25 protein-coding genes, 1 tRNA gene, 1 pseudogene and 1 riboswitch are annotated in these 24,542 nt (G+C 70.0%); of the genes and pseudogenes, 16 read left to right on the top strand and 11 right to left on the bottom strand.

Annotated elements, in window-relative coordinates; genetic code table 11:
• A pseudogene (locus tag ACZ7G3_RS07310) lies at positions 1 to 267 on the bottom strand (type II toxin-antitoxin system PemK/MazF family toxin); the annotation flags it as partial.
• A 101-nt stretch (positions 268 to 368) separates the two neighbouring features.
• On the opposite strand from ACZ7G3_RS07310, the gene ACZ7G3_RS07305 reads away from it, so the two are divergent.
• On the top strand, positions 369 to 1,121 hold the full coding sequence (locus ACZ7G3_RS07305; protein ID WP_426601235.1) for an MBL fold metallo-hydrolase: 753 nt from the start codon (positions 369 to 371) through the stop codon (positions 1,119 to 1,121).
• Positions 1,122 to 1,256: 135 nt separating this feature from the next.
• On the opposite strand, the gene ACZ7G3_RS07300 is transcribed toward ACZ7G3_RS07305, so the two are convergent.
• Both ACZ7G3_RS07300 and ACZ7G3_RS07295 read right to left on the bottom strand, forming a co-directional pair.
• Complete coding sequence (locus ACZ7G3_RS07300) at positions 1,257 to 2,507, bottom strand: PTS transporter subunit EIIC (RefSeq protein ID WP_426601234.1); 1,251 nt, start codon at positions 2,505 to 2,507, stop codon at positions 1,257 to 1,259.
• A gap of 256 nt (positions 2,508 to 2,763) precedes the next feature.
• A complete protein-coding gene (locus tag ACZ7G3_RS07295; RefSeq protein WP_470923852.1) occupies positions 2,764 to 4,059 on the bottom strand; it encodes a PTS transporter subunit EIIC in 1,296 nt (431 codons plus the stop codon).
• A 196-nt stretch (positions 4,060 to 4,255) separates the two neighbouring features.
• Between ACZ7G3_RS07295 and ACZ7G3_RS07290 the strand changes: the two genes are divergently transcribed.
• The 4 genes from ACZ7G3_RS07290 (at position 4,256) to rdgB (ending at position 6,667) form a co-directional block, all read left to right on the top strand.
• Positions 4,256 to 4,489 carry a PTS sugar transporter subunit IIB gene (locus tag ACZ7G3_RS07290; RefSeq protein WP_003975905.1) on the top strand — a complete coding sequence of 78 codons (234 nt, stop codon included), beginning with the start codon at positions 4,256 to 4,258 and terminating at the stop codon, positions 4,487 to 4,489.
• A 170-nt stretch (positions 4,490 to 4,659) separates the two neighbouring features.
• A complete protein-coding gene (gene rph, locus ACZ7G3_RS07285) occupies positions 4,660 to 5,400 on the top strand; it encodes a ribonuclease PH (protein ID WP_470923850.1) in 741 nt (246 codons plus the stop codon).
• A 189-nt stretch (positions 5,401 to 5,589) separates the two neighbouring features.
• Positions 5,590 to 5,997: a prefoldin domain-containing protein gene (locus ACZ7G3_RS07280; protein ID WP_470923848.1), complete on the top strand. Its 408-nt coding sequence runs from the start codon at positions 5,590 to 5,592 to the stop codon at positions 5,995 to 5,997.
• A gap of 67 nt (positions 5,998 to 6,064) precedes the next feature.
• A complete protein-coding gene (gene rdgB, locus ACZ7G3_RS07275; RefSeq protein ID WP_470923846.1) occupies positions 6,065 to 6,667 on the top strand; it encodes an RdgB/HAM1 family non-canonical purine NTP pyrophosphatase in 603 nt (200 codons plus the stop codon).
• A 60-nt stretch (positions 6,668 to 6,727) separates the two neighbouring features.
• On the opposite strand, the gene ACZ7G3_RS07270 is transcribed toward rdgB, so the two are convergent.
• The 4 genes from ACZ7G3_RS07270 to bcp all read right to left on the bottom strand — a co-directional run bounded on the left by ACZ7G3_RS07270 (position 6,728) and on the right by bcp (position 8,896).
• Positions 6,728 to 6,804, bottom strand: a tRNA-Leu gene (locus tag ACZ7G3_RS07270).
• A 9-nt stretch (positions 6,805 to 6,813) separates the two neighbouring features.
• On the bottom strand, positions 6,814 to 7,680 hold the full coding sequence (locus tag ACZ7G3_RS07265; RefSeq protein ID WP_470923844.1) for an HNH endonuclease signature motif containing protein: 867 nt from the start codon (positions 7,678 to 7,680) through the stop codon (positions 6,814 to 6,816).
• The gene (locus ACZ7G3_RS07260) at positions 7,677 to 8,297 is read right to left on the bottom strand and encodes an HNH endonuclease signature motif containing protein (protein WP_470923842.1); all 621 of its coding nucleotides are present in this window, start codon (positions 8,295 to 8,297) and stop codon (positions 7,677 to 7,679) included. Before ACZ7G3_RS07260 ends, ACZ7G3_RS07265 begins: the two co-directional genes overlap by 4 nt.
• Before the next feature lie 131 nt (positions 8,298 to 8,428).
• A complete protein-coding gene (bcp, locus tag ACZ7G3_RS07255) occupies positions 8,429 to 8,896 on the bottom strand; it encodes a thioredoxin-dependent thiol peroxidase (protein WP_426601228.1) in 468 nt (155 codons plus the stop codon).
• A 94-nt stretch (positions 8,897 to 8,990) separates the two neighbouring features.
• Here bcp and ACZ7G3_RS07250 point away from each other — a divergent pair, with 94 nt between their 5' ends.
• The 3 genes from ACZ7G3_RS07250 (at position 8,991) to ACZ7G3_RS07240 (ending at position 10,191) form a co-directional block, all read left to right on the top strand.
• Positions 8,991 to 9,323 (top strand): DUF3618 domain-containing protein, encoded by a 333-nt coding sequence (locus tag ACZ7G3_RS07250; RefSeq protein WP_426601227.1) that lies wholly within the window; start codon positions 8,991 to 8,993, stop codon positions 9,321 to 9,323.
• Between the two features lie 23 nt (positions 9,324 to 9,346).
• Positions 9,347 to 9,703, top strand: coding sequence for a GroES family chaperonin (locus tag ACZ7G3_RS07245; RefSeq protein ID WP_426516736.1), 357 nt, complete (start codon positions 9,347 to 9,349; stop codon positions 9,701 to 9,703).
• A 66-nt stretch (positions 9,704 to 9,769) separates the two neighbouring features.
• Positions 9,770 to 9,839: riboswitch (guanidine-III (ykkC-III) riboswitch) on the top strand.
• A 31-nt stretch (positions 9,840 to 9,870) separates the two neighbouring features.
• The gene (locus tag ACZ7G3_RS07240) at positions 9,871 to 10,191 is read left to right on the top strand and encodes a DMT family transporter (RefSeq protein WP_165685864.1); all 321 of its coding nucleotides are present in this window, start codon (positions 9,871 to 9,873) and stop codon (positions 10,189 to 10,191) included.
• Positions 10,192 to 10,203: 12 nt separating this feature from the next.
• On the opposite strand, the gene ACZ7G3_RS07235 is transcribed toward ACZ7G3_RS07240, so the two are convergent.
• Positions 10,204 to 12,588 (bottom strand): transglycosylase domain-containing protein, encoded by a 2,385-nt coding sequence (locus tag ACZ7G3_RS07235; protein ID WP_470923839.1) that lies wholly within the window; start codon positions 12,586 to 12,588, stop codon positions 10,204 to 10,206.
• A 275-nt stretch (positions 12,589 to 12,863) separates the two neighbouring features.
• Between ACZ7G3_RS07235 and ACZ7G3_RS07230 the strand changes: the two genes are divergently transcribed.
• Genes ACZ7G3_RS07230 through ACZ7G3_RS07215 form a run of 4 tightly spaced genes read left to right on the top strand, consistent with a single transcriptional unit; the run spans position 12,864 to position 16,495 of the window.
• Positions 12,864 to 13,670: an ABC transporter permease gene (locus ACZ7G3_RS07230; RefSeq protein ID WP_470923837.1), complete on the top strand. Its 807-nt coding sequence runs from the start codon at positions 12,864 to 12,866 to the stop codon at positions 13,668 to 13,670.
• A 55-nt stretch (positions 13,671 to 13,725) separates the two neighbouring features.
• Complete coding sequence (locus ACZ7G3_RS07225; protein WP_470923836.1) at positions 13,726 to 14,568, top strand: ABC transporter permease; 843 nt, start codon at positions 13,726 to 13,728, stop codon at positions 14,566 to 14,568.
• Positions 14,569 to 14,582: 14 nt separating this feature from the next.
• Positions 14,583 to 15,626 (top strand): ABC transporter ATP-binding protein, encoded by a 1,044-nt coding sequence (locus ACZ7G3_RS07220; RefSeq protein ID WP_470923834.1) that lies wholly within the window; start codon positions 14,583 to 14,585, stop codon positions 15,624 to 15,626.
• A gap of 32 nt (positions 15,627 to 15,658) precedes the next feature.
• On the top strand, positions 15,659 to 16,495 hold the full coding sequence (locus ACZ7G3_RS07215; protein WP_470923832.1) for a DUF1707 SHOCT-like domain-containing protein: 837 nt from the start codon (positions 15,659 to 15,661) through the stop codon (positions 16,493 to 16,495).
• Positions 16,496 to 16,670: 175 nt separating this feature from the next.
• Here ACZ7G3_RS07215 and ACZ7G3_RS07210 read toward each other — a convergent pair whose 3' ends face one another.
• Positions 16,671 to 18,035: an SGNH/GDSL hydrolase family protein gene (locus ACZ7G3_RS07210; RefSeq protein WP_470923830.1), complete on the bottom strand. Its 1,365-nt coding sequence runs from the start codon at positions 18,033 to 18,035 to the stop codon at positions 16,671 to 16,673.
• 323 nt (positions 18,036 to 18,358) lie between these two features.
• Between ACZ7G3_RS07210 and ACZ7G3_RS07205 the strand changes: the two genes are divergently transcribed.
• The 3 genes from ACZ7G3_RS07205 to ACZ7G3_RS07195 all read left to right on the top strand — a co-directional run bounded on the left by ACZ7G3_RS07205 (position 18,359) and on the right by ACZ7G3_RS07195 (position 21,876).
• On the top strand, positions 18,359 to 19,753 hold the full coding sequence (locus tag ACZ7G3_RS07205; RefSeq protein ID WP_470923828.1) for a DUF445 domain-containing protein: 1,395 nt from the start codon (positions 18,359 to 18,361) through the stop codon (positions 19,751 to 19,753).
• A gap of 161 nt (positions 19,754 to 19,914) precedes the next feature.
• Positions 19,915 to 21,426 (top strand): MFS transporter, encoded by a 1,512-nt coding sequence (locus ACZ7G3_RS07200; protein WP_470923826.1) that lies wholly within the window; start codon positions 19,915 to 19,917, stop codon positions 21,424 to 21,426.
• 90 nt (positions 21,427 to 21,516) lie between these two features.
• Positions 21,517 to 21,876 (top strand): VOC family protein, encoded by a 360-nt coding sequence (locus tag ACZ7G3_RS07195; RefSeq protein WP_470923824.1) that lies wholly within the window; start codon positions 21,517 to 21,519, stop codon positions 21,874 to 21,876.
• Positions 21,877 to 22,019: 143 nt separating this feature from the next.
• On the opposite strand, the gene ACZ7G3_RS07190 is transcribed toward ACZ7G3_RS07195, so the two are convergent.
• Complete coding sequence (locus tag ACZ7G3_RS07190) at positions 22,020 to 22,322, bottom strand: hypothetical protein (RefSeq protein ID WP_470923822.1); 303 nt, start codon at positions 22,320 to 22,322, stop codon at positions 22,020 to 22,022.
• Positions 22,323 to 22,772: 450 nt separating this feature from the next.
• Here ACZ7G3_RS07190 and ACZ7G3_RS07185 point away from each other — a divergent pair, with 450 nt between their 5' ends.
• A complete protein-coding gene (locus ACZ7G3_RS07185; protein WP_470923820.1) occupies positions 22,773 to 23,243 on the top strand; it encodes a carboxymuconolactone decarboxylase family protein in 471 nt (156 codons plus the stop codon).
• Between the two features lie 69 nt (positions 23,244 to 23,312).
• Here the strand turns inward: ACZ7G3_RS07185 and ACZ7G3_RS07180 are convergent, their stop codons facing one another.
• Positions 23,313 to 24,347, bottom strand: coding sequence for a hypothetical protein (locus tag ACZ7G3_RS07180; RefSeq protein WP_470923818.1), 1,035 nt, complete (start codon positions 24,345 to 24,347; stop codon positions 23,313 to 23,315).
• Positions 24,348 to 24,542: the final 195 nt, after the last annotated feature.

The following is a 24,542-nucleotide window of genomic DNA, read 5'->3' as shown; positions in this document are numbered from 1 at the left end:
CCCTCCCCCCCCCCCCCCCCCTCCTCTCCCCCCCCCCCCCCCCCCTCCCCTCCTTCCCCCCCCCCCCCCCCCCCCCCCCCGCCCCCGCCCCCAGCCGTCGACGACCGCGGCGACGAGCGCGAGCAGCACCACCGCCGCGAGAGCGAGCCACCAGGACGTGTCCATACCGACGACCGTACCGGCGCACGCCGCCCCCGCGCGCCCCCCAGTGGTCCCGCGCGCCCCGCGACCAGCCGAACCGGTGACACCACAGGTGAGTTCGCCCACAACGGCCCCTGGCGGAGGAGCGACCGCAGGTTTTGCGCCTTACGCTCGACAAACCGCACGACCCCCGTCTCTCCACACCCGCCAGCGGAGGTTTCTGCTTCATGAAGCTCACCGTCGTCGGCTGCTCGGGGTCGTTCCCGTCCGCGGAATCGGCCTGCTCGAGCTACCTCGTCGAGGCCGACGGCTTCCGGCTGCTCCTCGACATGGGCAACGGCGCCCTCGGCGAGCTGCAGCGCCACTGCGGTCTCTACGACCTCGACGCGATCTTCCTCAGCCACCTGCACGCCGACCACTGCATCGACATGTGCGCCTACTTCGTGGCGCGCTACTACCGGCACGACGGCGGCCGCTGCGACCCCCTCCCGGTCTACGGACCCGAGGGCACCGAACACCGGCTCACCACCGCCTACGCCGACACCCCCTCCGCCTCCTCCATGAGCGAGGTCTTCGACTTCCACACGGTCAAGCCGTCCACCTTCGAGGTCGGACCCTTCACCCTGCACACCGAACGCGTCGCCCACCCCGTCGAGGCCTACGCCGTCCGCGTCGAGCACGGCGGCAGGTCCCTGACCTACTCCGGCGACACGGGCGTCACCGCCACACTGGACGAACTCGCCCGCGACACCGACCTGTTCCTGTGCGAGGCCGCCTTCACACACGGCAAGGAAGACATCCCCGACCTGCACCTCAACGGCCGCCAGGCGGGCGAGAGCGCCGCCCGCGCCGGCGCCCGGCGCCTCGTCCTCACCCACATCCCCCCGTGGACCGACCCCCAGGTCAACCTCGCCGACGCACGCGAGGCCTACGACGGGACGGTGGAGGTCGCCGCACCGGGCGCGGTGTACGAGATCTGACCCGTACGGCGGTGTACGAGACCTGATCCGTACGGCGGTGTACGAGACCCAGCCCGTACGCAGGCGCCCCGGGCATGACGCGGGCCCCGGAACCATCCCGGTTCCGGGGCCCGCGTCACGCGCTACGGCGGGGACTCACGCCTTCGTGAGGTCCTCGATCTCCTCCTCGGGCTCGCGGCCCGGGGTCTTCAGGTTGAACTTGACGATCGCGAAGCGGAACGTCACGTAGTAGATCACCGCGAACACCAGACCGATCGGGATGATCAGCCAGGGCTTGGTCGCCAGGTGCCAGTTCAGGGCGTAGTCGATGGCACCCGCCGAGAAGTTGAAGCCGGCGTGCACGCCCAGACCCCAGGTGATCGCCATCGAGATGGCGGTGAGCACCGCGTGCAGCACGTACAGGACCGGCGCGATGAACATGAACGAGAACTCGATCGGCTCGGTCACACCGGTGACGAACGAGGTCGCGGCCAGGGAGACCATCATGCCCATCACGGCCTTGCGGCGCTCCGGGCGGGCGCAGTGCGCGATGGCGATCGCGGCGGCCGGCAGACCGAACATCATGATCGGGAAGAAGCCCGACTGGAAGATGCCGGCCGACGGGTCACCGGCCAGGAAGCGGGTGATGTCGCCGTGCACGACCTCACCGGCGGCGTTCGTGAAGTCGCCGAGCTGGAACCAGGCCACGGTGTTGACGAACTGGTGCATGCCGACCGGGATCAGCGCACGGTTCACGCCGCCGAACAGGGCCGCGCCACCCGCGCCGAGACCGGTCATCCACTCGCCGAAGTTGGAGATGCCGGTACCGATGGGCTCCCAGACCAGACCGAAGAAGACACCGACCACGATGCCGACGAAGGCCATGATGATCGGCACCAGCCGGCGGCCGTTGAAGAAGCCGAGCCAGTCCACCAGCTTGGTGCGGTGGAACCGCTGCCACAGGACGGCGGAGAGCAGACCCATGATGATGCCGCCGAGGACACCCGGGTTGTTGTACGTCGCCGCGACGTCCTCGCCCTGCTTGACCACCGCCTCGGTGACCGGGAAGGCCTCCAGGACCTTGCTGTAGACGAGGAAGCCGACCACCGCGGCCAGCGCGGTCGAGCCGTCCGCCTTCTTGGCGAAGCCGATGGCCACGCCTATGCAGAACAGGATCGGCAGCGAGCCGGTCAGGGCACCGCCCGCGTTGTTGAAGACGGCGGCGACCCGGTCCCAGCCCAGGCCGTCCTTGCCGAAGATGTCGTCCTGGCCGAGCCGGACCATGATGCCCGCCGCCGGGAGCACGGCGATCGGGAGCTGCAGGCTGCGGCCGACCTTCTGCAAACCCTGGAAAAGACCAGAACCCCGCTTCTTTGCGGGGGCCGCCTTGTCGGTGGCGGTGCTCATACTTCCTCCATCGGGTGGTGGTCTACACCACTCAGTGGTGTAGACCTGTTGTAGCACGATGAAGGCCGCGTAAGGAACCCGCGATTCCGCGACCGGGGCACTACACCCCGTACCCGATCAGCACCGCGCACGCGCCCGCGCGCGTACGTGCGCGCACCCGCCCGCGCAGAGGCGCGCCGAAGGCCCCCGGACCGAGCGAACGGTCCGAGGGCCTCCGTAAGACCACCCGCAAAGGGTACGTGAGGGTACGAGAGGTCTACACCTTCGTGACGTCCTCCACCTCCTCCTCCGGCTCCCGCCCCGGAGTCCGCAGACCGAACTTCGTGATCGCGAACCGGAAGACCACGTAGTACACCACCGCGAAACACAGACCGATCGGAATGATCAGCCACGGCCGGGTCGCCAGATTCCAGTTGATGACGTAGTCGATCAGCCCCGCCGAGAAACTGAACCCGTCCTTCACCCCCAGCCCCCACGTCACCGCCATCGACACACCCGTCAGCACCGCGTGCACCGCGTACAGCACCGGAGCGATGAACAGGAACGAGTACTCCAGCGGCTCCGTGATCCCCGTCACGAACGACGTCAACGCCAGCGACAGCATCAGACCGCCGACCTCCTTGCGCCGGTGCGGCTTCGCACAGTGCGTGATCGCCAACGCGGCCGCGGGCAGCGCGAACATCATGATCGGGAAGAAACCCGAGGTGAACTGACCCGCGTCCGGATCACCCGCCAGGAACATGTTGATGTCCCCGTGCACCACCGAGCCGTCCGGCTTCGTGTACGAACCGAACTGGAACCACATCGGCACGTTCAGGAACTGATGCAGACCGATCACCAGCAACGCCCGGTTGGCCACCCCGAACACGCCCGCACCCCACGCGCCCAGCCCCGTCAGCCAGTCACTGAAACCCTCCAGCCCGTCACCGATCGGCGGCCACACCCACAGACACAGCGCAGCGAACGCGATCGCCACGAACGCCATGATGATCGGCACCAGCCGGCGCCCGTTGAAGAACCCGAGCCAGTCCACCAGCTTCGTCCGATGGAACCGCTGCCAGAAATACGCCGTCAGCAACCCCATCACAATGCCGCCGAACACCCCCGGATTCTGGAACGTGAACGCCGTCACCGCCCCCGACCCGTCCGTCAACCGGCACCCGACCTGCGCCACCGCCTCCGAACCCTCCGGACAGTCCTCCGGAAACTGCCGCAGCACGTTGAAGTAGACGAGGAACCCCGCCACCGCCGCCAAAGCCGTCGAACCGTCCGCCTTCTTCGCCATCCCGATGGCCACACCCACACAGAACAGCAGCGGCAGCCCCAACGACCCGTCCAGCAGCGCACCACCCGCGCCCGTCATCACCTTCGAGACGTTCGACCAGCCCAGCCCGTCGTCCCCGAAGACATCCGGCTGCCCCAGCCGGTTGAGAATGCCGGCCGCGGGCAGGACCGCGATGGGCAACTGAAGACTGCGACCCATCTTCTGCAAGCCCTGGAACCCCTTGTTCCAACGGGCACGAGCAGGGCTGACCGCGCTGTCGGCACTCATCCGGTCTCCCTCCGGTCCCCTCGGAGTCCCCCTCGGCGGGAGGCGGTTTGGCGGCCGTCGGCCGGGTGGTGTAGACCAGTTGACGACGGTTCCGCTGACGTGACGCCATCATTCGGTACACACCGTATGAACGCTCGCGAAGATGGGCCAACTGTGGGTTACTGCGACAAAGCGGTTCGGATCAGGGAGAAGGAACATGGCCAGCAAGGCTGAGAAGATCGTCGCCGGCCTCGGCGGCATCGACAACATCGACGAGATCGAAGGCTGCATCACCCGCCTCCGCACCGAGGTCAACGACCCCGCCCTCGTCAACGAAGCCGCCCTGAAGGCCGCCGGCGCCCACGGCGTCGTCAAGATGGGCACCGCCATCCAGGTCGTCATCGGCACCGACGCCGACCCGATCGCCGCGGAAATCGAAGACATGATGTAAGCGCCCCCAGCGCACCGGGCACCGGAAGACGCCCGCACCGGGCACCGAAAGACGCCCGCACCGGGCGCCGAAGAACGCCCGCACCCGGCGCCGAAAAAGCGCCCCCAGGGGCCCCTCCCGCCACACACCACGGGAAGGGCCCCTCCCCATGCCCCGCTAGGCTCACCCGCATGTCACGCATCGACGGCCGCACCCCCCAACAGCTCCGCCCCGTCACCATCGAACGCGGCTGGAGCAAGCACGCCGAAGGCTCCGTCCTCGTCTCCTTCGGCGACACCAAAGTCCTCTGCAACGCCTCCGTCACCGAAGGCGTCCCCCGCTGGCGCAAGGGCAGCGGCGAAGGCTGGGTCACCGCCGAATACGCCATGCTCCCCCGCGCCACCAACACCCGCGGCGACCGCGAGTCCGTCAAGGGCCGCATCGGCGGCCGCACCCACGAGATCAGCCGCCTCATCGGCCGCTCCCTGCGCGCCGTCATCGACTACAAGGCCCTCGGCGAGAACACCATCGTCCTCGACTGCGACGTCCTCCAGGCCGACGGCGGCACCCGCACCGCCGCCATCACCGGCGCCTACGTCGCCCTCGCCGACGCCATCACCTGGGCCCAGACCACCAGGAAACTCATCAAGCCCAGCCGCAAGCCCCTCACCGGCACCGTCTCCGCCGTCTCCGTCGGCATCGTCGACGGCACCCCCCTCCTCGACCTCTGCTACGAGGAAGACGTACGCGCCGACACCGACATGAACGTCGTCTGCACCGGAGACGGACGCTTCGTCGAGGTCCAGGGCACCGCCGAGGCCGAACCCTTCGACCGCGACGAACTCAACGCCCTCCTCGACCTCGCCGCCGCCGGCTGCACCGAACTCGCCGAACTCCAGCGCAAGGCCCTCGGCACGGTCCTCGAAAAGTAAAGAGCACCCCAAGGACGCATCAAGAAAGACGGCCCGGACACGCAACTCCGCCGCCCACCACCGCGTCACTAGCAGTACAGAAGCACAGCAGTTCTACGGGCGTACGGCCGGACACACCCGCCGTACGCCCGACGCCGCACCGACCGCACACGGGCCACCCGGCCCTGTCCCAAGGGGGGACCGAGACCCATGGCCGCGAGCCGCCACCGACGCCTTCGCCGCATCACCGTCACCGCCGCAGCCGTGGCGACCCTCGCCCTGACGACCGGCCTCACCACCGGATGCGACGCCGTCGACAAGGCCCTCGACTGCGTCCAGACCGCCGACGCCATCGCCGACAGCGTCACCGCACTCCAGCAGGCCGTGGAGAACGCCTCCAACGACCCGACGCAGCTCGAGGAATCCCTCAACTCCATAGACAAGAACCTCGACAAGATCGGCGACCAGACCGACGACGCCGACGTCAGCAAAGCCGTCGACGACCTCGGCGAAGCCATCGGCAACGTCCGCACCTCGGTCGAGAACGGCGACAACACCCCCGACCTCAGCCCCGTCACCGACGCCGCCGGCGAACTGACGAAGGTCTGCACGCCGTAAGGGACGAAGGCCGGCAACGCCGTAAGGGCGGTGCGAGCGGGCCGGCGAGGGCCGCGATACTGAACCCATGACCCGCCTGATCCTCGCCACCCGCAACGCCGGAAAGATCACCGAACTGAGGGCCATCCTCGCCGACGCAGGCCTGCCCCACGACCTCGTCGGCGCGGACGCCTACCCGGAGATCCCCGACGTCAGGGAAACCGGCGTCACCTTCGCCGAGAACGCCCTCCTCAAGGCCCACGCCCTCGCCCGGGCCACCGGCCACCCCGCCGTCGCCGACGACTCCGGCCTCTGCGTCGACGTCCTGAACGGCGCCCCCGGCATCTTCTCCGCCCGCTGGTCCGGCACCCACGGCGACGACAAGGCCAACCTCGACCTCCTCCTCGCCCAGCTCGGCGACATCGCCGACGAACACCGCGGCGCCCACTTCGCCTGCGCGGCGGCCCTGGCCCTGCCCGACGGCACGGAACGGGTCGTCGAGGGCCGGCTCCGAGGCACCCTCCGCCACACCCCCGCCGGCACGGGCGGCTTCGGCTACGACCCGATCCTCCAGCCGGAGGGCGAGACGAGGACCTGCGCGGAACTCAGCGCGGACGAGAAGAACGCGATCAGCCACCGGGGGAAGGCGTTCAGGGCGCTGGTGCCGGTGGTGCGGGAGCTGTTGGGCTGAGGCGGAGCGTACAAGAAGCCGGAAGGGCGCGACTCCACGCTGGGAGCCGCGCCCTAGAGGTGGGGCCGACGAGACTCGAACTCGCACTGTCCACTACCTAAAAGTGGTGCCTCCTGCCGAAATTGGGCTACGGCCCCACGTACACCTTACTGGCTCTTGGCGAGCCGTTGCCGCGGGACCAAGCGATCGCGCGATCGATTGGCGAACGTACCCGTCTGACTGTGGCAGGACGGGCAGAGGTAGCGCAGGTTCTCCCGACGGTTGTCCAGACGGTCGCCGTTGATGTGATCAAGTTCCAGTACGAGTCGCCTGCCCTGCCAGGTGTCTCCAATGCCACATTCGCCGCAGACATGCGGTACGTCGAGGTCATCAAGGGCCCGCCGAAGCAGAACAGTCTTGGTACGGCCACATCCGGGAGCGAGTCGCACCAGGATCTCGACCGCCGTTTTGCGCTTCGGGGAGCGGGTGCCGCGATAGTGGCCCTGTCCTGTGAAGTGGGCGGTCGACAGGCCGTACGCTTCGATACTGCGCTTCACGAGTGCCCGAGTGCTCCCGTTGCTGCTTCGGCCAAGGGCCGCCAGGACTCCAGCCACGCTCGTGGCGGCCTCCACCGCTACCGCCAGTTCGGCGCGGGGGATGAGACCAGGACCGTATGCGCGTCCGCTGGTGAAGTGGGAGGTATCGATCCCGAACTTGTCCAGCCTCTTCCTGATATGGCCGTACGGGCTGTCCTGCGGGGGAAGCCCCATGAACTCCAGCATCTCCCTGATGCTGTTCGAATGAGCGGCGGCTTCTCTGAGGAGTTCTTCCGGGTAGTTGCGTCGTTCGCGTTCTGGCAGCGGATCTTCGCGGAAGTGCGAGGTGTCGATGCGGTAGTGCTGTAGTCGCTTCCTGAGATAGCAGCGGGGGCCGCTTCCCATCGGCGTTCCGAGTTTGTGCATCAGGTCGACCATGCTGGTGGCCTCGGTTGCAGTGCGTGTCAGCAGGTCGCGCGTGTACCTCGGTTTGCTCATGAGGCCCTGCGCCTGCGGCCTCGGTATGTGTCCGTCGCGGCATGACAGTTCGGGCAGAGCAGCCGGAGGTTTTCCGGGCGGTTGTCCCACCAGGCGCCGTCGACGTGGTCGACCTCCAGCCGGAGAGGTTTGCCGTTCCACTCGGGCCCGGTGCCGCACATCGCGCAGTTTTCCCGCACTCCGGACCGGAGCAAGTGTCGTAGTAGCCGGCTTCCCGGCACCCTGCCATCTTGTGGCGTGCGAAGGGCCAGGAGATCGCCGTGCGAACTTTTGGGCTTTCGCGGTCGCCTGGCGAAGTGGGATGTGTCGATGCCCAGTGCCGCGATACGGCGGCTGATGTGCGTGTGGTTGCCACCTACCGGGTTGATGCCCAGGCGGCGTAGCACCTCCTTGACGCTGGCCGAGGCGGCAACTGCCCCTCGGAGTGCTTCTTCGGTGTGACGCGTCCACTGAGTTGGAAAGTGGGCGACGTCTACGCCTGCCTCGGCCATTTTCTGACGGAGATAGCGCCTGCTGCCAGGCGTGGGCGTGCCGCCGCACCAACGCACGGCGTCGTCCCAGTTCGCGGTCGCCCGAGCCGCCTCTTCGAGTAGTTCACGGGTGTACCTGGCCCCCATCGATTCCCCTCCGTCCCGACCGCGCGTTCGCGGCCTCGTACGGAGTAACGAACCGGTTATCGGACAGTCACGCACGATAAACGGAAGGGGCCGTACCGGTCGTGCGGTACGGCCCCTGTGAGGACGGGGTCTCAGATGCCCAGGTCCTTGATGATCTTGGCTACGTGGCCCGTCGCGCGGACGTTGTACAGGGCCCGTTCGACCTTGCCCTCCTCGTCCACGACGATCGTGGAGCGGATGACGCCCATGTAGGTCTTGCCGTAGTTCTTCTTCTCGCCGAAGGCGCCGTACGCGTCGAGGACCTTCTTGTCCGGGTCGGCCAGGAGGGTGACCTTCAGGGACTCGGTCTCGCGGAACTTGGCCAGCTTCTCCGGCTTGTCCGGGGAGATGCCGATGACGTCGTACCCGGCGCCGGCCAGCAGCTCCAGGTTGTCCGTGAAGTCGCACGCCTGCTTCGTGCAGCCGGGGGTAAGCGCGGCAGGGTAGAAGTAGACGATGACCTTGCGGCCCTTGTGGTCCGACAGGGACACCTCGTTGCCGTCGGCGTCCGGGAGGGTGAAGGCGGGGGCCGGGTCCCCGGGCTGGAGTCGCTCGCTCATCGATCCAGCGTAACGGGGGGTCCTGACAGTGCGGCGGCGCCAGTAGCTGACAGACTGTCCGGGACAGCGTCAGAGCAGACTTCGGAGGCGTACGGTGGCGGACACGTCGGACATCAGAACCCCGGCGCAGATCGAGGCGGACATCAAGCGCCGCCGCGAGGTGCTGGCCGAGACGCTCGACGAGATCGGGATGCGGGTGCATCCGAAGACGATCGTGGGCGATGCGAAGGCCAAGGTCGCTTCCAGCGTCGATCACACCCTCGGACGGGCGTACGTCGGGGTCAACCGTGTGGTCAGCGATGTGAAGGCGCAGTTCGTGGACGAGGAGGGCGCGCCGCGGATGGAGCGGGTCGTGCCCGTCGCGCTCGTCGTGGTCGGGGTGGTGGGGCTGTTCGCCCTGGGCGGTACCCGGCGGCGCAGGCGCTGAGCCGGGGCAGGTAGGTTCGTGGCGTGAGCGCCAAGAGAAACGAGCACAGTTCCCCGGACGACAAGCTGCCCATCCGGATGCTGCACGACCGCGTACTCGTGAAGCAGGACACCGGTGAGGGCGAGCGGCGTTCCGGGGGCGGGATCCTGATCCCCGCCACGGCGGCGGTCGGTAAGCGGCTGGCCTGGGCCGAGGTCGTCGCGGTGGGGCAGAACGTGCGGACCGTGGAGCCGGGTGACCGGGTGCTGTACGACCCGGAGGACCGTGCGGAGGTCGAGGTGCGGGGTACGGCGTACGTGCTCATGCGCGAGCGTGATCTGCATGCCGTGGCCGCGGACCGGTTCGAGGGCTCGGAGGATTCGACCGGGCTGTATCTCTGAATCCGCGGTAGGCGAAGGCCTCAGGAGGCTTCAGGGGCTGGTGATCAAGGTCACCAGCCCCTTTCTCCTGTCTTTGCTAGCTTGGAGGTACCCGACGAGACGCGCCGTACCGGGCTGAAGGAAAAGACGACGCACCACCGTTCAGTTCGTTCTCGGAGGTGTCTGTCGTGGCCTGGGTTCTGTTGCTCGTCGCCGGTCTGCTCGAGGTCGGCTGGTCGATCGGGATGAAGTACACGGACGGTTTCACGCGGTTGTGGCCGAGTGTGTTCACCGGTGCGGGGATCGTCGCGAGCATGGTGCTGCTGTCGTACGCGGCCCGGACGCTGCCGATCGGGACCGCGTACGGCGTGTGGGTGGGGATCGGTGCGGCCGGTGCGGCGGTGCTGGGCATGGTGGTGCTGGGGGAGCCGGTGACCGCCGCCCGGATCTTCTTCATCTGTCTGCTGCTGGTCGCCGTGGTGGGGCTGAAGGCGACTTCGGGCCACTGACCCGGTGCGGTGTCAATGGCGGCGGGGTGAGATGGGGATGCCGGCGATGGTTCCGTCGTCCGAGTCGTCGTCGCCGCCGGTGCCGGTCGAGTCGTCGTCGCCGTCGCCGTCGTCTCCGTCGGTGGTGCCGTCGCCGTTCGCCGGGTCGTCGTTGCCGGTGGGGCCCGGGCCGGCGGTGGGGCCGCCGGCGGTGGGGGCGCCGGTGTCGCCGCCGGGCGGGGTGCTGCCGCCGTCGGTCCGGCCCGGGGTCCGGGTGCCGTTCCGCTCGTTGTCGCCGGAGGACTCGTCGCCGGGTTTCCGGCTGCCGCTTCCCTCGCCGGCTCCCGGTTCGTCGGAGGTGCCGGCGGACGGGGATTCGGTGATGTTGGCGCCGGCCTGGAGCTGGAGGTCGAAGTCGGTGACGGGTTCGCCCTTGAGGGCGTTGCGGGTGTACTGGCCCCAGATCTCGGCGGGGGCGCCGCCGCCGTTGATCCGGTCCAGGCCCATGGCGCCGTAGAGCGGTTTGTGGGCGGCGGTGACGGGGTCCTGGCCCATGACGGCGACGACGGTGGCGAGTTCGGGGGTGTAGCCGGCGAACCAGGCGGCCTTGTCCTCTTCGGCGGTGCCGGTCTTGCCGGCGGCGGGGCGGCCTGCGGTCTGGGCGGCGGTCGCGGTGCCGTTCTGGACGACGCTGCGCAGGACGGAGGTGGTGGTGTCGGCGGCTTCGCGGCTGACGACTTGTTCTTCGTGCCGTTCGGGCAGTTCGACCTCGTGTTTGCCGTCCTTCAGGACTTTTTCGACGAGGGTGTAGGTACCGTGCCGGCCGTGGTTGGCGAGGGTCGCGTAGGCCTCTGCCATGTCGAGCGGGCTGGCGTGGGCGACGCCGAGGGCGATGGACGGTGAGGGCACCAGTTCGGGGGTGTCGGGGGAGAGGCCGAGGTCGATGGCGGTCTGTTTGACCTTGTCGGAGCCGACGTCGACGGCCATCTGGGCGTAGACGGCGTTGATGGATTTGTCGGTGGCCTCGGTGACGGTGACGTCGCCGTAGTCGTGGTGGTCTTCGTTCTCGGGGGCGTAGCGGTCGCCGCTCCAGCCTTGGACGGGGCGTTCGCTGGTGCCGTCGTAGAGGGTGCCCGGCCTGATGAGGCGGCCGTCCTGGGTTCGGGAGCCGTTGGCGACGGCGGAGGTGAAGACGAAGGGTTTGAAGGTGGAGCCGACCTGGAAGTCGCGGCGGGTGGCGTTGGCTGTGTACTGCTTGACGTAGTCGATGCCGTTGTACATGGCGACGACCTTGCCGGTTTTCGGGTCGACGGAGGCGCCGCCGGCGCGGACGTAGGTGTCGACCTTGCGGTTCTTCTTGTCCAGTTTGGACATCAGTTTGTCGTCGACGGCTTTGACGAAGGCGTCTTGTTTGTCTTTCTGGAGGGTGGTGGTGATGCGGTAGCCGCCGCGGTCGAGGTCTTCCTCGGTGACGATGTCGTTCTTGTCGAGGTAGGCCTTGATGATGTTGACGAGGTAGCCGCGCTGTCCGGACATGCTGGTGGAGACGGTGGTCTCCTTGGGCATCGGGAACTTGGTTCCGGTGCGTTCGGTGGCGGTGAGCCAGCCTTTTTCGACCATGCCGTCCAGGACGTAGTTCCAGCGGGCCTCGGCGGCGGGCCGGTTCTCGGGGTGGGCGACGATGTCGTACTGGCTGGGTGCGTTGAGGAGGGAGGCGAGGTAGGCGCCCTGGGCGGCGGTGAGGTCCTTGGCGTCGATGCCGTAGTAGGCCTGGGCGGCGGCTTGGATGCCGTAGGCGCCGCGGCCGAAGAAGCTGGTGTTGAGGTAGCCCTCGAGGATTTCGTTCTTGCTCTTCTCGCGATCGAGTTTGATCGAGATGAAGAATTCCTTCACCTTGCGGGTGATGGTCTGTTCCTGGGCCAGGTAGTAGTTCTTGACGTACTGCTGGGTGATGGTGGAGCCGGACTGCTTGCCCTGGCCGGTGGCGGTGTTCCAGCCGGCGCGGACCATGGCCATGGGGTCGATGGCGGACTCGGTGTAGAAGTCGCGGTCCTCGGCGGCGAGGACGGCGTGCTGGGCGTCCTTGGAGATGCGGGCGAGGCCTACGCTTTCCCGGTTGACCTCGCCGTCGCGGGCGAGGACGCTGCCGTCGGCGTACAGGTAGACGTTGGACTGTTTGGTGGCGAGCGCGTTGGCGGCCGGGATCTGTACCAGGTGGTAGCCGAGGAAGAAGCCGCCGATCAGCAGCATGGCGCCGATGAGGCAGGTGCTGAGCGTGATGCGCCAGGTCGGGATCAGCCGGCGCCAGCCGGTGCGCCGTGGCCGCTCGGATTTCTTGGTCTTCCCCTCGCCGGCCGTCTGTGGCTCTCTCGGCGCCCAGCCCTGGTTCGGCTGCTGCGGCTGAGGCTCGTCACTCATCTCGTGCACGGACTCCTGTTTCGCGTCGTACGGTCTGGTCTCGTGTCTCGTACGGCCTTGTGTGCTTCTGCGCGCTCTGGGCCCTCTGGGTCCTCTGGCTCCTCTGGCTCCTCTGGCTCCTCTGGGTCCATTGGGTCCTCTGCGGCCTCTGGGGAAGACTCTCGTACCGGGGGTTCCGTTCCCGCTCGACGGCATGCCTGTGAAATTCGCGTGGCACGGGCGGTCGCCGTCGCACTAGGCTCCTGCGCTTCGGTGCCTGGTCGGAGGAGGGGGTGGTGAGTGTGGGGTCGGGGCGGTTGTACGTGGCTGTCGCGGTGGGGGGATTCCGACGGTACGCGACGTATCGGGTGGCTACCGCCGCCGGGGTTTTCACCAACACCGTCTTCGGCTTGATCCTGGTTTATACCTATTTGGCCCTGTGGGACGAGAAACCGCAGCTCGGGGGTTACGACCAGGCGCAGGCCGTCACCTTCGTGTGGCTGGGGCAGGCCCTGCTGGCGGCGTTGGCGATCGGGGGCGGCGGGTTCGAGGACGAGCTGATGGAGCGCATCCGTTCGGGTGACATCGCCGTCGACCTGTACCGGCCGGCGGATCTTCAGCTGTGGTGGCTGGCGGCGGACGTGGGGCGGGCGCTGTTCCAGTTGGCGGGGCGCGGGGTGCTGCCGTTCGTGTTCGGGTCGCTGTTCTTCCCGGCGGCGTTGCCGCGGGAGGTGTCCACGTGGGTGGCGTTCCTGGTGGCGGTGGCGCTGGCGATGGTGGTGGGTTTCGCGCTGCGGTATCTGGTGGCGCTGTCGGCGTTCTGGCTGATGGACGGGACGGGGGTGACGCAGATGGCGTGGCTCGCGGGGTTGTTCTGCTCGGGGATGCTGCTGCCGCTGAACGTGTTCCCGGGGGCGCTCGGTGAGGTCGTGCGGGCGCTGCCGTGGTCGTCGCTGCTCCAGGCGCCGGCGGACGTGCTGCTGGGGGAGGCCGATCCGCTGGGGACGTATCTCTTCCAGGCGTCCTGGGCGGTGGTGCTGCTGGCGGTGGGGCGGCTGGTGCAGTCGGCGGCGACGCGGCGGGTGGTGGTGCAGGGTGGCTGAGGGGGCTGAGGGGGCTGAGGGGGCTGGGGTCAGCGGGGGCAGCGGGGTCACCGAGATGGCTGGGGCGGCTGAGCGGGGTGAGCCGCGTGGGCGGGTCGTCGAGGGGCTGCGTGCGTACGGTCTGATCTGCGCGATGTGGGTCCGGTCGACGATGGCGTACCGGACGTCGTTCGTGCTGACGACCTTCGGGAACTTCGCGATGACCGCGCTGGACTTCGTGGCGATCCTGCTGATGTTCTCGCGGGTCGACGCGCTGGGCGGATACTCGCTGGCCGAGGTGGCGTTCCTGTACGGGCTGTCGGGTGTGTCCTTCGGGCTGGCCGACCTGGCGGTCGGCTCGATGGAACGGTTGGGCCGCCGGGTGCGGGACGGCACGCTCGACACGCTGCTGGTGCGTCCGGCGCCGGTGCTGGCGCAGGTGGCGGCGGACCGGTTCGCGCTGCGCCGGCTGGGCCGGGTGACGCAGGGGGTGCTGGTGCTGGGGTATGCCCTGGTGGTCGTGGACATCGACTGGACGGTGGCGAAGCTGCTGCTGATGCCGGTGATGCTGCTCAGCGGGGCGGGGATCTTCTGCGCGGTGTTCGTGGCGGCGGGGGCGTTCCAGTTCGTGGCGCAGGACGCCTCGGAGGTGGCGAACGCCTTCACCTACGGCGGTACGACGATGCTGCAGTACCCGCCGACGGTGTTCGCGCTGGACCTGGTGCGGGGGGTGACGTTCGTGGTGCCGCTGGCCTTCGTCAACTGGCTGCCGGCGAGTTATGTGCTGGGGCGGCCGTACCCGCTGGATCTGCCCGGGTGGGTGGCGTTCACGCCGCCGCTCGCGGCCGTGGCCTGCTGCGCGCTGGCGGGGCTGGCCTGGCGGGCGGGGCTTCGTTCGTACCGGAGTACGGGGAGCTGAGGGAGTTGGAGGAGATGGAGGAGTTGAGGGAGCTGAGGGAGTCGGGAGAACCGGGGGCGTCGGCCGGGGCGGACCGTGAGGGGCGGCGGCCGGGTGGGGGCTTCATCGAGCTCGACGGCGTGGAGAAGGTCTTCGACGTACGCAAGAAGGCCGGCTTCCTGAGGCGGGAGCGGCGGCAGGTGCGGGCCGTGGACGGGCTGTCGTTCACGGTGGCGCGAGGCGAGATGGTCGGCTACATCGGGCCGAACGGTGCCGGCAAGTCGACGACGATCAAGATGCTGACCGGCATCCTGACGCCGAGCGGCGGCCGGCTGCGGGTGGCCGGCATCGACCCGTCTCGGGAGCGGGCGCGGCTGGCGCACCGCATGGGGGTGGTGTTCGGGCAGCGGACGACGTTGTGGTGGGACCTGCCGCTGATCGACTCCTACCGGCTGATGCACCGCATGTACCGCATCCCGGACGTCCGGTACCGGGAGAACCTGGACCGCTGTGTGGAACTCCTGCAGCTGGGAGAGCTGTTGGACGTGCCGGTGCGGCAGCTGTCGCTGGGGCAGCGGATGCGGGGCGACATCGCGGCGGCGCTGCTGCACGATCCGGAGGTGCTGTACCTGGACGAGCCGACGATCGGTCTGGACGTGGTGTCGAAGGCGAAGGTGCGGGGTTTCCTGCGGGACCTGAACGCGGAGCGCGGCACCACGGTGCTGCTGACCACGCACGACCTGCAGGACATCGAGCAGTTGTGCTCGCGGGTGATGGTGATCGACCACGGGCGGCTGATGTACGACGGTGCGCTGGACGGGCTGCACGAGGCGGGGGAGAGCGAGCGGACGCTGGTGGTGGACCTGGAACGGGAGTTGCCGCCGATCGAGGCGCCGGAACCCGCGCGGGTGGTGCGGGTGGAGGGGCCGCGGCAGTGGCTGGCGTTTCCGGCGTCGGCGTCGGCGGCGGGGCTGGTGGCGCGGATCGCGGCGGAGTATCCGCTGGTGGACCTGTCGGTGCGGGAGCCGGACATCGAGTCGGTGATCGCCAAGATGTACGCGGAACGCGCGGGCGCGTAGTGTCCGGCGCGGCGACCTCGTAGGCTGCTTGTATGACCGACGACGCCCCGGAGCTCCGGGCATCCGACGCCGACCGTGAACGAGTCGCCGAGGTCCTGCGGGACGCCCTCGCGGAGGGTCGTCTGGACATGGCGGAGTTCCAGGAGCGGCTGGACACCACGTACAGCGCGCGGACGTACGGGGAGCTGGCGCCGATCACCCGGGACCTGCCGGTCGGTCCCGTGGAGGGGCCGTCCCGGGTGTCGATGACCAAGGAGCCCGAGCGGAGCGGGGACTGGGCGGGCCGGATCACCGGCGGCGAGGGGTCGTCGTCGTGGGCGGTCGCCGTGATGTCCGGGTTCCAGCGCAAGGGGCGCTGGACGGTGCCGAGGCGGTTCAATTCGTTCGCGTTCTGGGGCGGCGGGGACATCGACCTGCGTGAGGCGGTCTTCGCCGACCGCGAGGTCGTGATCAACTGCGTGGCGATCATGGGCGGGGTGAACGTGATCGTGCCGCCGGGCGTCGAGGTGATCGTGCGCGGCATCGGTGTCATGGGCGGCTTCGACCACCGTGAGGAGGGCGTGCCCGGCGACCCGGGTGCGCCGCGCGTCGTGGTGACGGGGTTCGCCTTCTGGGGCGGGGTCGGTGTCGAGCGCAAGCTGACGCGGGCGGAGCGGCAGCGGCAGAAGGAGGAGCGCCGGCAGGAGAAGCTGGCGCGCAGGGCCGCGGCGCGGGAGCGGCACTCCGCTCTCCGGGAGGACGTGGAGGGCGCCCACCGCAGGATGCTGGACGGGCACCGGGACCTGATGCGCGAGCACCGCGACGAACGCCGCGAGCAGCGTGAACTGCGCCGCGAGGAGCGGGACCGCCGCAGGTGGGACGAGGACTGAGCGGGGGTTCCGCGCGCCGGGTCGGTGCGGGCTTCGCTTCCCGTGCCGGTGGCTCCGGACGTCGGACCGTGCCGTCCGTCGGGGTTCCGGGTCTGGGTCTGGGGCCGTCCGGGTCCGGGTCTGGGTGTGGGTCCGGGTCTGGGTCTGGGTCCGGGGTGCGGTCCCGGTGCCCGGGTCACAGCTGGACCGGTGCCGCGCCCTTCAGGTCGTCCAGGTCGAGGAGCCGACCCATCCGTGCGTACCCCTTGTCGCTGGGGTGCAGGTGGTCGCCGCTGTCGTAGTCGGAGCGCAGGCGGCGCGGGTCGTAGGGGTCGCGCAGGGCCTTGTCGAAGTCGACGACCGCGTCGAACACGCGTCCCGACCGGATCTCCTCGTTGATCTCCTGCCGCATCGTCTCGCGGTCCTGGGTGGAGCGGCCGTAGCCGCCGAACGGCATGATCGTCGCGCCGACGACCTTCAGGCCGCGGGCGTGGGCCCGGTCGGTCAGCGTGCGCAGGCCGTCGAGGATGCTCTCCCGGTCGGCGAGTTCCGGGCTGTGCAGGATGTCGTTGACGCCGAGGGCGATGACGACGACCTTGACGTTGGTGCGGTCCAGCACGTCCCGTTCGAAGCGGCTCAGGGCACTGGGGTTGTCGGCGGGCCGGCCCGACCTGCCGGTGAGGATCCGGTTGCCGCTGATGCCCTGGTTGACGACGCCGTAGCGGGGCGCGTCCCGTCCGGCTGCGGCCGCGTCGTGCAGCCGTTCGGCGAGGACGTCGGTCCAGCGGTGGTTGGCGTTCATCGCGGCGCCGAAGCCGTCGGTGATCGAGTCTCCGAGGGCGACGACGGTGCCGTCGGCCTCGTGGCTCAGCACGTCCAGCGCGGTCAGGTAGCGCCAGTACGGGGTTTCGGTCGTGTAGGCGACGGCGGTGACGTCCGCGGTGTGCTCGCCGTCGGCGACGTAGCTGGTCTGCCGGGCGTGCGGGTGGTGGGTGACCGGGCCGGACGGGACGGGGGAGTAGGTGGTGACCAGGACGTCGGTGCCGTACGGGACGGTGAGGCGGGCGAGGTCGCTCATCACCTGTCCGCCCGCCGGGATGACCACCCGGGGGCTGCCGCCGAAGGTGAGCCGGCGCATGGTGCCGGCGAGCGCGGCGGCGGTGTCCGGACCGTCGGCCAGGGCGATGGTGGCGTGCGTGACGGTCAGCGGGGACTGCCCGTAGAGATTGGACAGGGTGATGCGGGCGCTGGTGCCGCCGATGCTCGTGTGCACGACGTTGCGCACGGAGCGGCCCGCCATGCCGGTCGTGCCGGTGCCCGGTTCGGCCGAGGCGGGGGAGGCGGACCAGGCGCCGACCCAGGTGCCGGTGGAGGCGGGGGCGGCGTCGCCGCGCGGGAAACGGCCGCCGGCGAGCGGTGTGCGGTCCTTGGCGCCGTCGTCGGCGGACACTCCGGCGTATATGGCCGCGGAGATCGCCACTACCAGGGTGACGATCGCCGCGAGCAGGGCACGGTGCTTGGTGGGGGGCGCCCCCGCACCCCCGTCACGACCCCGGGTCATGCTGTGCTGTTCTCCTCGGGCGAGGGGAGCCCGAGGCTCCGGTCCGGTGAACCCATGATGCGTCATGGGCCGGGGAACGGCCGCAGGACCCCGCGGGGTCCTGCGGGACTTCCGCCGGGACCCCGGCCCGCGACTCCCGCGGGACCTCGCGGGACCTCGCGGGACTTCCGCAGGACCCCCGGGCTTCCGTAGGACCTCGCGGGACTTCCGCGGACCCCACGGGTGTTCCCCTCCGGTACAGACGCCGGGAACTTGTGTTCCGTTCCAGGAGTCGGTCAGGCAGGGACAATGTGTGCGGGACGGATCAGCGAACGGTGGAGTGGATGGAACGCGCGAGAGCGGAACTTCCTGAGGGTTCCGAAGGTACCGGGCAGGACGCCGGGGCGGGCGCGGCGCGGCCCGCCGCGGGCGCGGGAGGGTCCGCCCCGGGTGACGGCGTCGTGCCCGACCGCGCGATGACGGCCTTCAGCCCGGCCGACGAGGTCAAGGCCCGCGGCGTGCGCCGCATGAAGCTCACCGCCACCGGCCTGCTGCTGTTCGTCGCCGTGGTCTACGTCCTGTCCGAGTGGGCCTCCCATCAGGGCGCGGGCGCCTGGGCGGGCTATGTGTCGGCCGCCGCCGAGGCCGGCATGGTCGGCGCGCTCGCCGACTGGTTCGCGGTCACCGCCCTCTTCCGTCACCCCCTCGGCATCCCCATCCCGCACACCGCGATCATCCCGAAGAAGAAGGACCAGCTGGGTGTCTCGCTGGGCGAGTTCGTCGGCGAGAACTTCCTCTCCGAGGACGTCGTACGCGGGCGGCTGCGCGCCGTCGGCATCGGCAGCCGGCTCGGCACCTGGCTCGCCGTGCCGGAACACGCCGACCGGGTGACGGCGGAGCTGTCCGCCGCCCTGCGCGGTGCCCTCACCGTGCTGCGCGACTCCGACGTGCAGGCGGTCGTGGGGGAGGCGATCACCCGGCGGGCCGACGCGCAGGAGATCGCCCCCGGTATCGGCAAGCTGCTGGACCGGATCGTCGCCGACGGCGGTCACAAGCGGGCCGTCGACCTGATCGTCTCCCGCGCCCACGACTGGCTGGTCCTGCACGGCGACTCCGTGATGGACGCCGTGCAGGGCGGGGCACCCGGATGGACGCCCCGGTTCGTGGACAAGAAGATCGGCGACCGGGTCTACAGGGAGCTGCTGCGCTTCGTCACCGAGATGCGGGACATGCCGGCCCATCCGGCGCGCGGCGCCCTCGACCGCTTCCTCGCGGACTTCGCCTCCGACCTCCAGTCCGACACGGAGACCCGCGCGCGGGTGGAGCGGCTGAAGACCGAGGTGCTGGGCCGCGGGGAGGTGCAGGACCTGATCGCGTCCGCCTGGACGGCCGTACGATCCATGATCGTCTCGGCGGCGGAGGACGAACGCAGCGAACTGCGCATGCGGGTGCGGGCCTCGCTGCTGTCGCTGGGCGCCCGGATGGCCTCCGACCCCAAGGTGCAGGGCAAGGTCGACGCGTGGGTGGAGGGTGCCGCGGTGTACGTGGTCACCACCTACCGCAAGGAGATCACCTCCCTGATCACCGACACGGTGGCGAGCTGGGACGCCGAGCACACCACGAAGAAGATCGAGGCGAACATCGGCCGCGACCTGCAGTTCATCCGCATCAACGGCACGGTGGTCGGCTCGCTGGCCGGGCTGCTGATCTACACGGTCTCCCGCATGCTGGGGGCGTAGGGCCCCTCCGGACCCGGTCCGGACTCTCTTCCGGTACTCCTCCGGTACTCCTCCGGAACTCCTCCGAGGGCGAGGGCGGGCCCTGCGGCCTCCCGGCGCGGCGGGCGTGTCCCTTCCGGTGCCGGGCACACGGGAGGCGTTCGCTCGACGGAGAGGGAGCCATGACAGGAGAAGCGTCGCCGGCCTCAGTGCCCGCCTCCACGCAGATCGTCACCACGGCCGTCCCGGCCCGCCTGGACCGGCTGCCCTGGTCACGGTGGCACTGGATGATCGTGATCGGTCTGGGCACCGTCTGGATCCTGGACGGCCTGGAAGTCACGATCGTCGGAAACGTCGCGGGCCGCATCGCCGAGGAGGGCAGCGGCCTCGACATCAGCTCCGCCCAGATCACGGGCCTCGCCGCCGCCCTGTACGTGGCGGGCGCGTGCTCCGGGGCGCTGTTCTTCGGCTGGCTGACCGACCGTTACGGCCGCAAGAAGCTGTTCATCGCCACGCTGGCCGTCTATCTGGCGGCGACCGCGCTGACGGCGCTGTCCTTCGAGTCCTGGTGGTTCTTCCTCTTCCGTTTCCTCACCGGTTTCGGTATCGGCGGCGAGTACGCGGCGATCAACTCCGCGATCGACGAGCTGATCCCGTCCCGGTACCGGGGCCGGGTCGACCTCATCATCAACGGCAGCTACTGGCTCGGCGCGATCGGCGGCGCCCTGCTGTCCATCGTGATGCTGGACACCGACATCTTCCCCAAGGACCTCGGCTGGCGGCTCAGCTTCGCCCTCGGCGTCGTCCTGGGCCTGGTCATCCTCCTCGTACGACGGCATGTCCCGGAGAGCCCGCGCTGGCAGTTCATCCACGGCCACGGCGAGAAGGCCGACACCCTCGTCTCGTCCGTCGAACGGGAGATCGAGGAGGAGAAGGGCGAGAAGCTGCCGCCGCCGGCCGGTGAGATCACCATCCACCAGCGCAAGAGCATCGGCTTCGGCCTGATCGCCAAGACGGTCTTCCGCCGCTACCCGCGCCGCGCCGTCCTCGGCCTGTCCCTCTTCATCGGACAGGCCTTCCTCTACAACGCGATCACGTTCGGCTTCGGCACCATCCTCATCACCTTCTTCGACGTGCCGACCGGCAGCACCGGCTACTACTTCGCCGTCATCGCCGCCGGCAACTTCTGCGGCCCGCTGGTCCTCGGCCCGCTCTTCGACACGGTCGGCCGCCGGATCATGATCTCGGGCACGTATCTGCTGTCGGGCGTCCTGCTCTTCGGCACGGCGTGGCTCTTCGACCGGGGCTCGCTCTCGGCCACGACGATGACGGCCTGCTGGTGCGTGGTGCTGTTCTTCGCGTCGGCGGGCGCTTCCAGCGCGTACCTGACCGTCTCCGAGATCTTCCCGATGGAGACCCGCGCCATGGCCATCGCCTTCTTCTACGCCATCGGCACCGCCGCGGGCGGCATCAGCGGCCCGCTGCTCTTCGCCAGCCTCACCGAGTCCGGCGTGGTCGGCGACACGGTCCTGGCCTTCCAGATCGGTGCCGGGCTGATGTGCGCGGCCGGACTGGTGGCGGCGTTCCTGGCGGTGAAGGCGGAACGCCGCTCGCTGGAGGACATCGCGGAGCCGCTGTCGGTGGTGGAGGCGGGCTCGGCGGCGCCGCGGAGTTCCGGCACCCCGGCCAAGTAGCCTCGCGGGCGTACGTCCTGACGCCCCGACCGCCCGACCGCCCGACCGTCCGACCGCCCGACCGTCCGGCCGACTGCGAGGAGCCGTCCGATGACCGTCCGCAGGATCGTCCCCGACATCCGGGTCGAGGGTGAGGAGCAGCTGCACGCGAGCCGTGACTTCTACGGCCTGCTGGGCTTCGAGGAGGTCATGAACACGGGCTGGATGACGACGCTGGCCTCCCCGTCCAACTCCACCGCCCAGATCAGCCTCTTCACCGAGGAACGCACCGCGCCCGTCGTCCCCGACCTGAGCGTGGAGGTCGAGGACGTGGACGCGGTGTACGCGCAGGTCGCCGCGTCGGGCGCGGAGATCGTACGGGAGGTGCGGGACGAGGAGTGGGGCGTACGGCGCTTCTTCGTACGGGATCCGAACGGGCGGGTGGTGAACGTACTGACGCATCTGACCTGAGGGCGTGCTGACGCGCCCGACTCGCGAACGCACCACCGCACCGACTCGCGAACGTACCGCCGCACCCGGCCCGAGGACGTACCGTCGCACCCGGCGCCGAGGAACGCAGTGACGCACCCCGCCCCGAGCCCGTCCGGGCGGGTTCAGCCCCGCCGGTCGGCGACCGCCCACGAGGCCAGCGCCACGGCGCCGGCGACACCGAGGACGGCGGGCCAGGCGCCCACCTTCCTGGCCAGCGGGTGGGAGCCGGCGAAGCCGGCGACGTAGGCGGCCGTCAGTGCTCCGGCGGCCCTCCCGCCGGCCCGTTCCCGCCACTGCTGTGCGGCGGCGGCCCCGGCGACGGCGAGTACTGCCCCGCCGAGCTGCCGCTTCTTCGTCCAGCGGGCGACGCCGTACCCGCCGACGAGACCACCCGCGGCGACCACCGCGCTGGGAACCTTCGCCATGTCTGCCTCCTGCCGTGCCGGCTACCGCTACCGGTACCGAACCTAGACCTCGCCGGGCGCGCCACGCGCTCCGGGGGTGGCCGCGGGGCCGTCGTTCCCCGGCGGCAGCGCGCCGCTCCCTTGGCCGAACACCGTGCCCCGACCGCGTCACGTCCGGGTGTCCGCCGCGTCGGAGGGAGCACGGAGGGGGAGGGAGACGACGGGCGGAACGAGGGAGCGAGAAGCCGATGAGTACGCGGAGCCCCGGCACGAACCACCCACGGCGAATGAGACGCAGGTCACACCCCGTGTCTCTCCGGGGCTGTCACATCCCGCCCGCGCGCTCCGTCGTAGCGGTGTACGCCGAAGGGCGAACGACTACCGACCAAGCCCACGGCCCAAGCCCACGGCCGGGCTCGGCGCCCCGGCCCCGACGCCCGGCCCGATGTCACAACGATGGAGGAAGTCATCATGGAAGCCCGTCTCAACGTGTTCGGCAGCCCGCTCGCCGGTAAGTTCCTGCGGCACATCAACTCGGCGGCCAAGGCCCTGGACTCGGCGCTGCCGGCCGCGACCCAGGAGCTGGTCAAGATCCGCGCCAGCCAGATCAACGGCTGCGGCTTCTGCCTCGACATGCACACCAAGGACGCCGAGAAGGCCGGCGAGACCGCGCAGCGCCTGAACCTGATCGCGGCATGGCGGGAGGCCAAGGTCTTCACCGACGCCGAGCGCGCCGCCCTGGAACTGACCGAACAGGGCACCCGCCTCGCCGACGGCGCCGGCGGCGTCACCGACGAGGCCTGGGCGAACGCGGCCCGGCACTACGACGAGGACCAGCTCATCGCTCTGACCGGCCTGATCGCCGTGATCAACGCCTACAACCGGCTGAACGTCATCACCCAGCAGCCGGCGGGCGACTACGTGCCGGGCATGTTCGGCTGACCGTTCGGCCCGCCCGCCGCCCGCCGCCCGCCGCCCGCCGCCCGCCGCCCGCCCGTCCCCGGACCCGGTTCACTGGATGCTCCAGCGATGCGGGTGTCCGGGGTCCGCGGGGCAGGCGAAGACGTTGAGCTCACCACGACGTCTGACGACGACCCCGGTGGGCGCGGCGTACGGGTGGGGCGGGAGACCGTGCTCCTCGACGGGCCTCCAGCTGCCGCTCCCGCCGTCCCACTCGGAGCTGTCGACGGTGATCAACAGCTCCATGGCGGTGCCGCAGGCCCGGCAGTCCATGGCCGCCGGATCGGTCAGATGCCAGGACGCGAACCCGCCCGCACGCCATCCGGGCGGGATGGAGAGGTCGTACTGGTAGCCGATCGGGTCGGGCTCGTCGGGGTCGTCCGACTCCTCGGCCGCCTCCTCGAGCCTCTCCTCCCAGGCGTCGATCCGGTCGCGCAGATCCTCGGGCAGCAGGCCCGCGAACGGGTACGTGACGACCTGCTCGGGATGGAGCACGCAGGGCTCGGGCAGGTACCCGTCGAAGCCGACCACCTCCGGCTGCGGCGGTACGGCCAGTGTCTCCCCGACCTCCGCCGACCTGCGCCAGCGCAGATCCAGGAACATCCCGTACCGGGTACTGCCGTGCGCGTCGAAGGGACACCAGAAGACCTGGAGCAGGTCGCAGCCGTCCGGCCCGGCGGGCAGGTCGGGAACGTCCCGCCGGTACAACTGGGCCAGTCCGACCAGCGGCAGCGGGTCCGTGTCGGAGAGGCCGGGCACCCGGTGCCCGCGCCCGAGCTCGTCCAGGAGAGCCCGCTCGTCGTGCGTCAGCCCCGAGTCGGGACCGCTGCGGTTCCGCACCGCCGCCCAGAGCTCACGCTCCCGACGGATGTCCCCGGGCCGGCGCCCCCGCCCCCGCGTGTGCGCCTCACCGCACACCGGCCAGGGCTCGTCCGCCGGCCAGAGCATGGGCCCGCCGACGGAGGAGTCCGTCACGGCCGGGCTGCCCTTCCGCGGATGCAGCCGGGTGGTCGTGCCCCGGTGGGCGGCCAGCCCGGGAAAGAGCGCCTCGACGTCGAGCGGGCGGGGCGGAGTCGTCCTCGTCATGCGGGGACCCTAGTCACGGAGATCACGCGGCCACGCGGTCCCCCGCAGCTCGACATCTCAGCACCTCGGCAGCTCGGCACTTCAGCACCTCGGCAGCTCGGCAGCTCGTCCGCCGGCCGGGCGAACCGCCGCCGGAACCCGGCCTCCCGGCGAGTTCCGCGCGCACCCCCTTCACCCACCGGCCCCAAGGACCGG

This window comes from Streptomyces sp. NPDC037271 (assembly GCF_055603605.1).
Note: the sequence above shows the minus strand (reverse complement) of the source record. Positions and strands in the feature narration are given on the sequence as shown.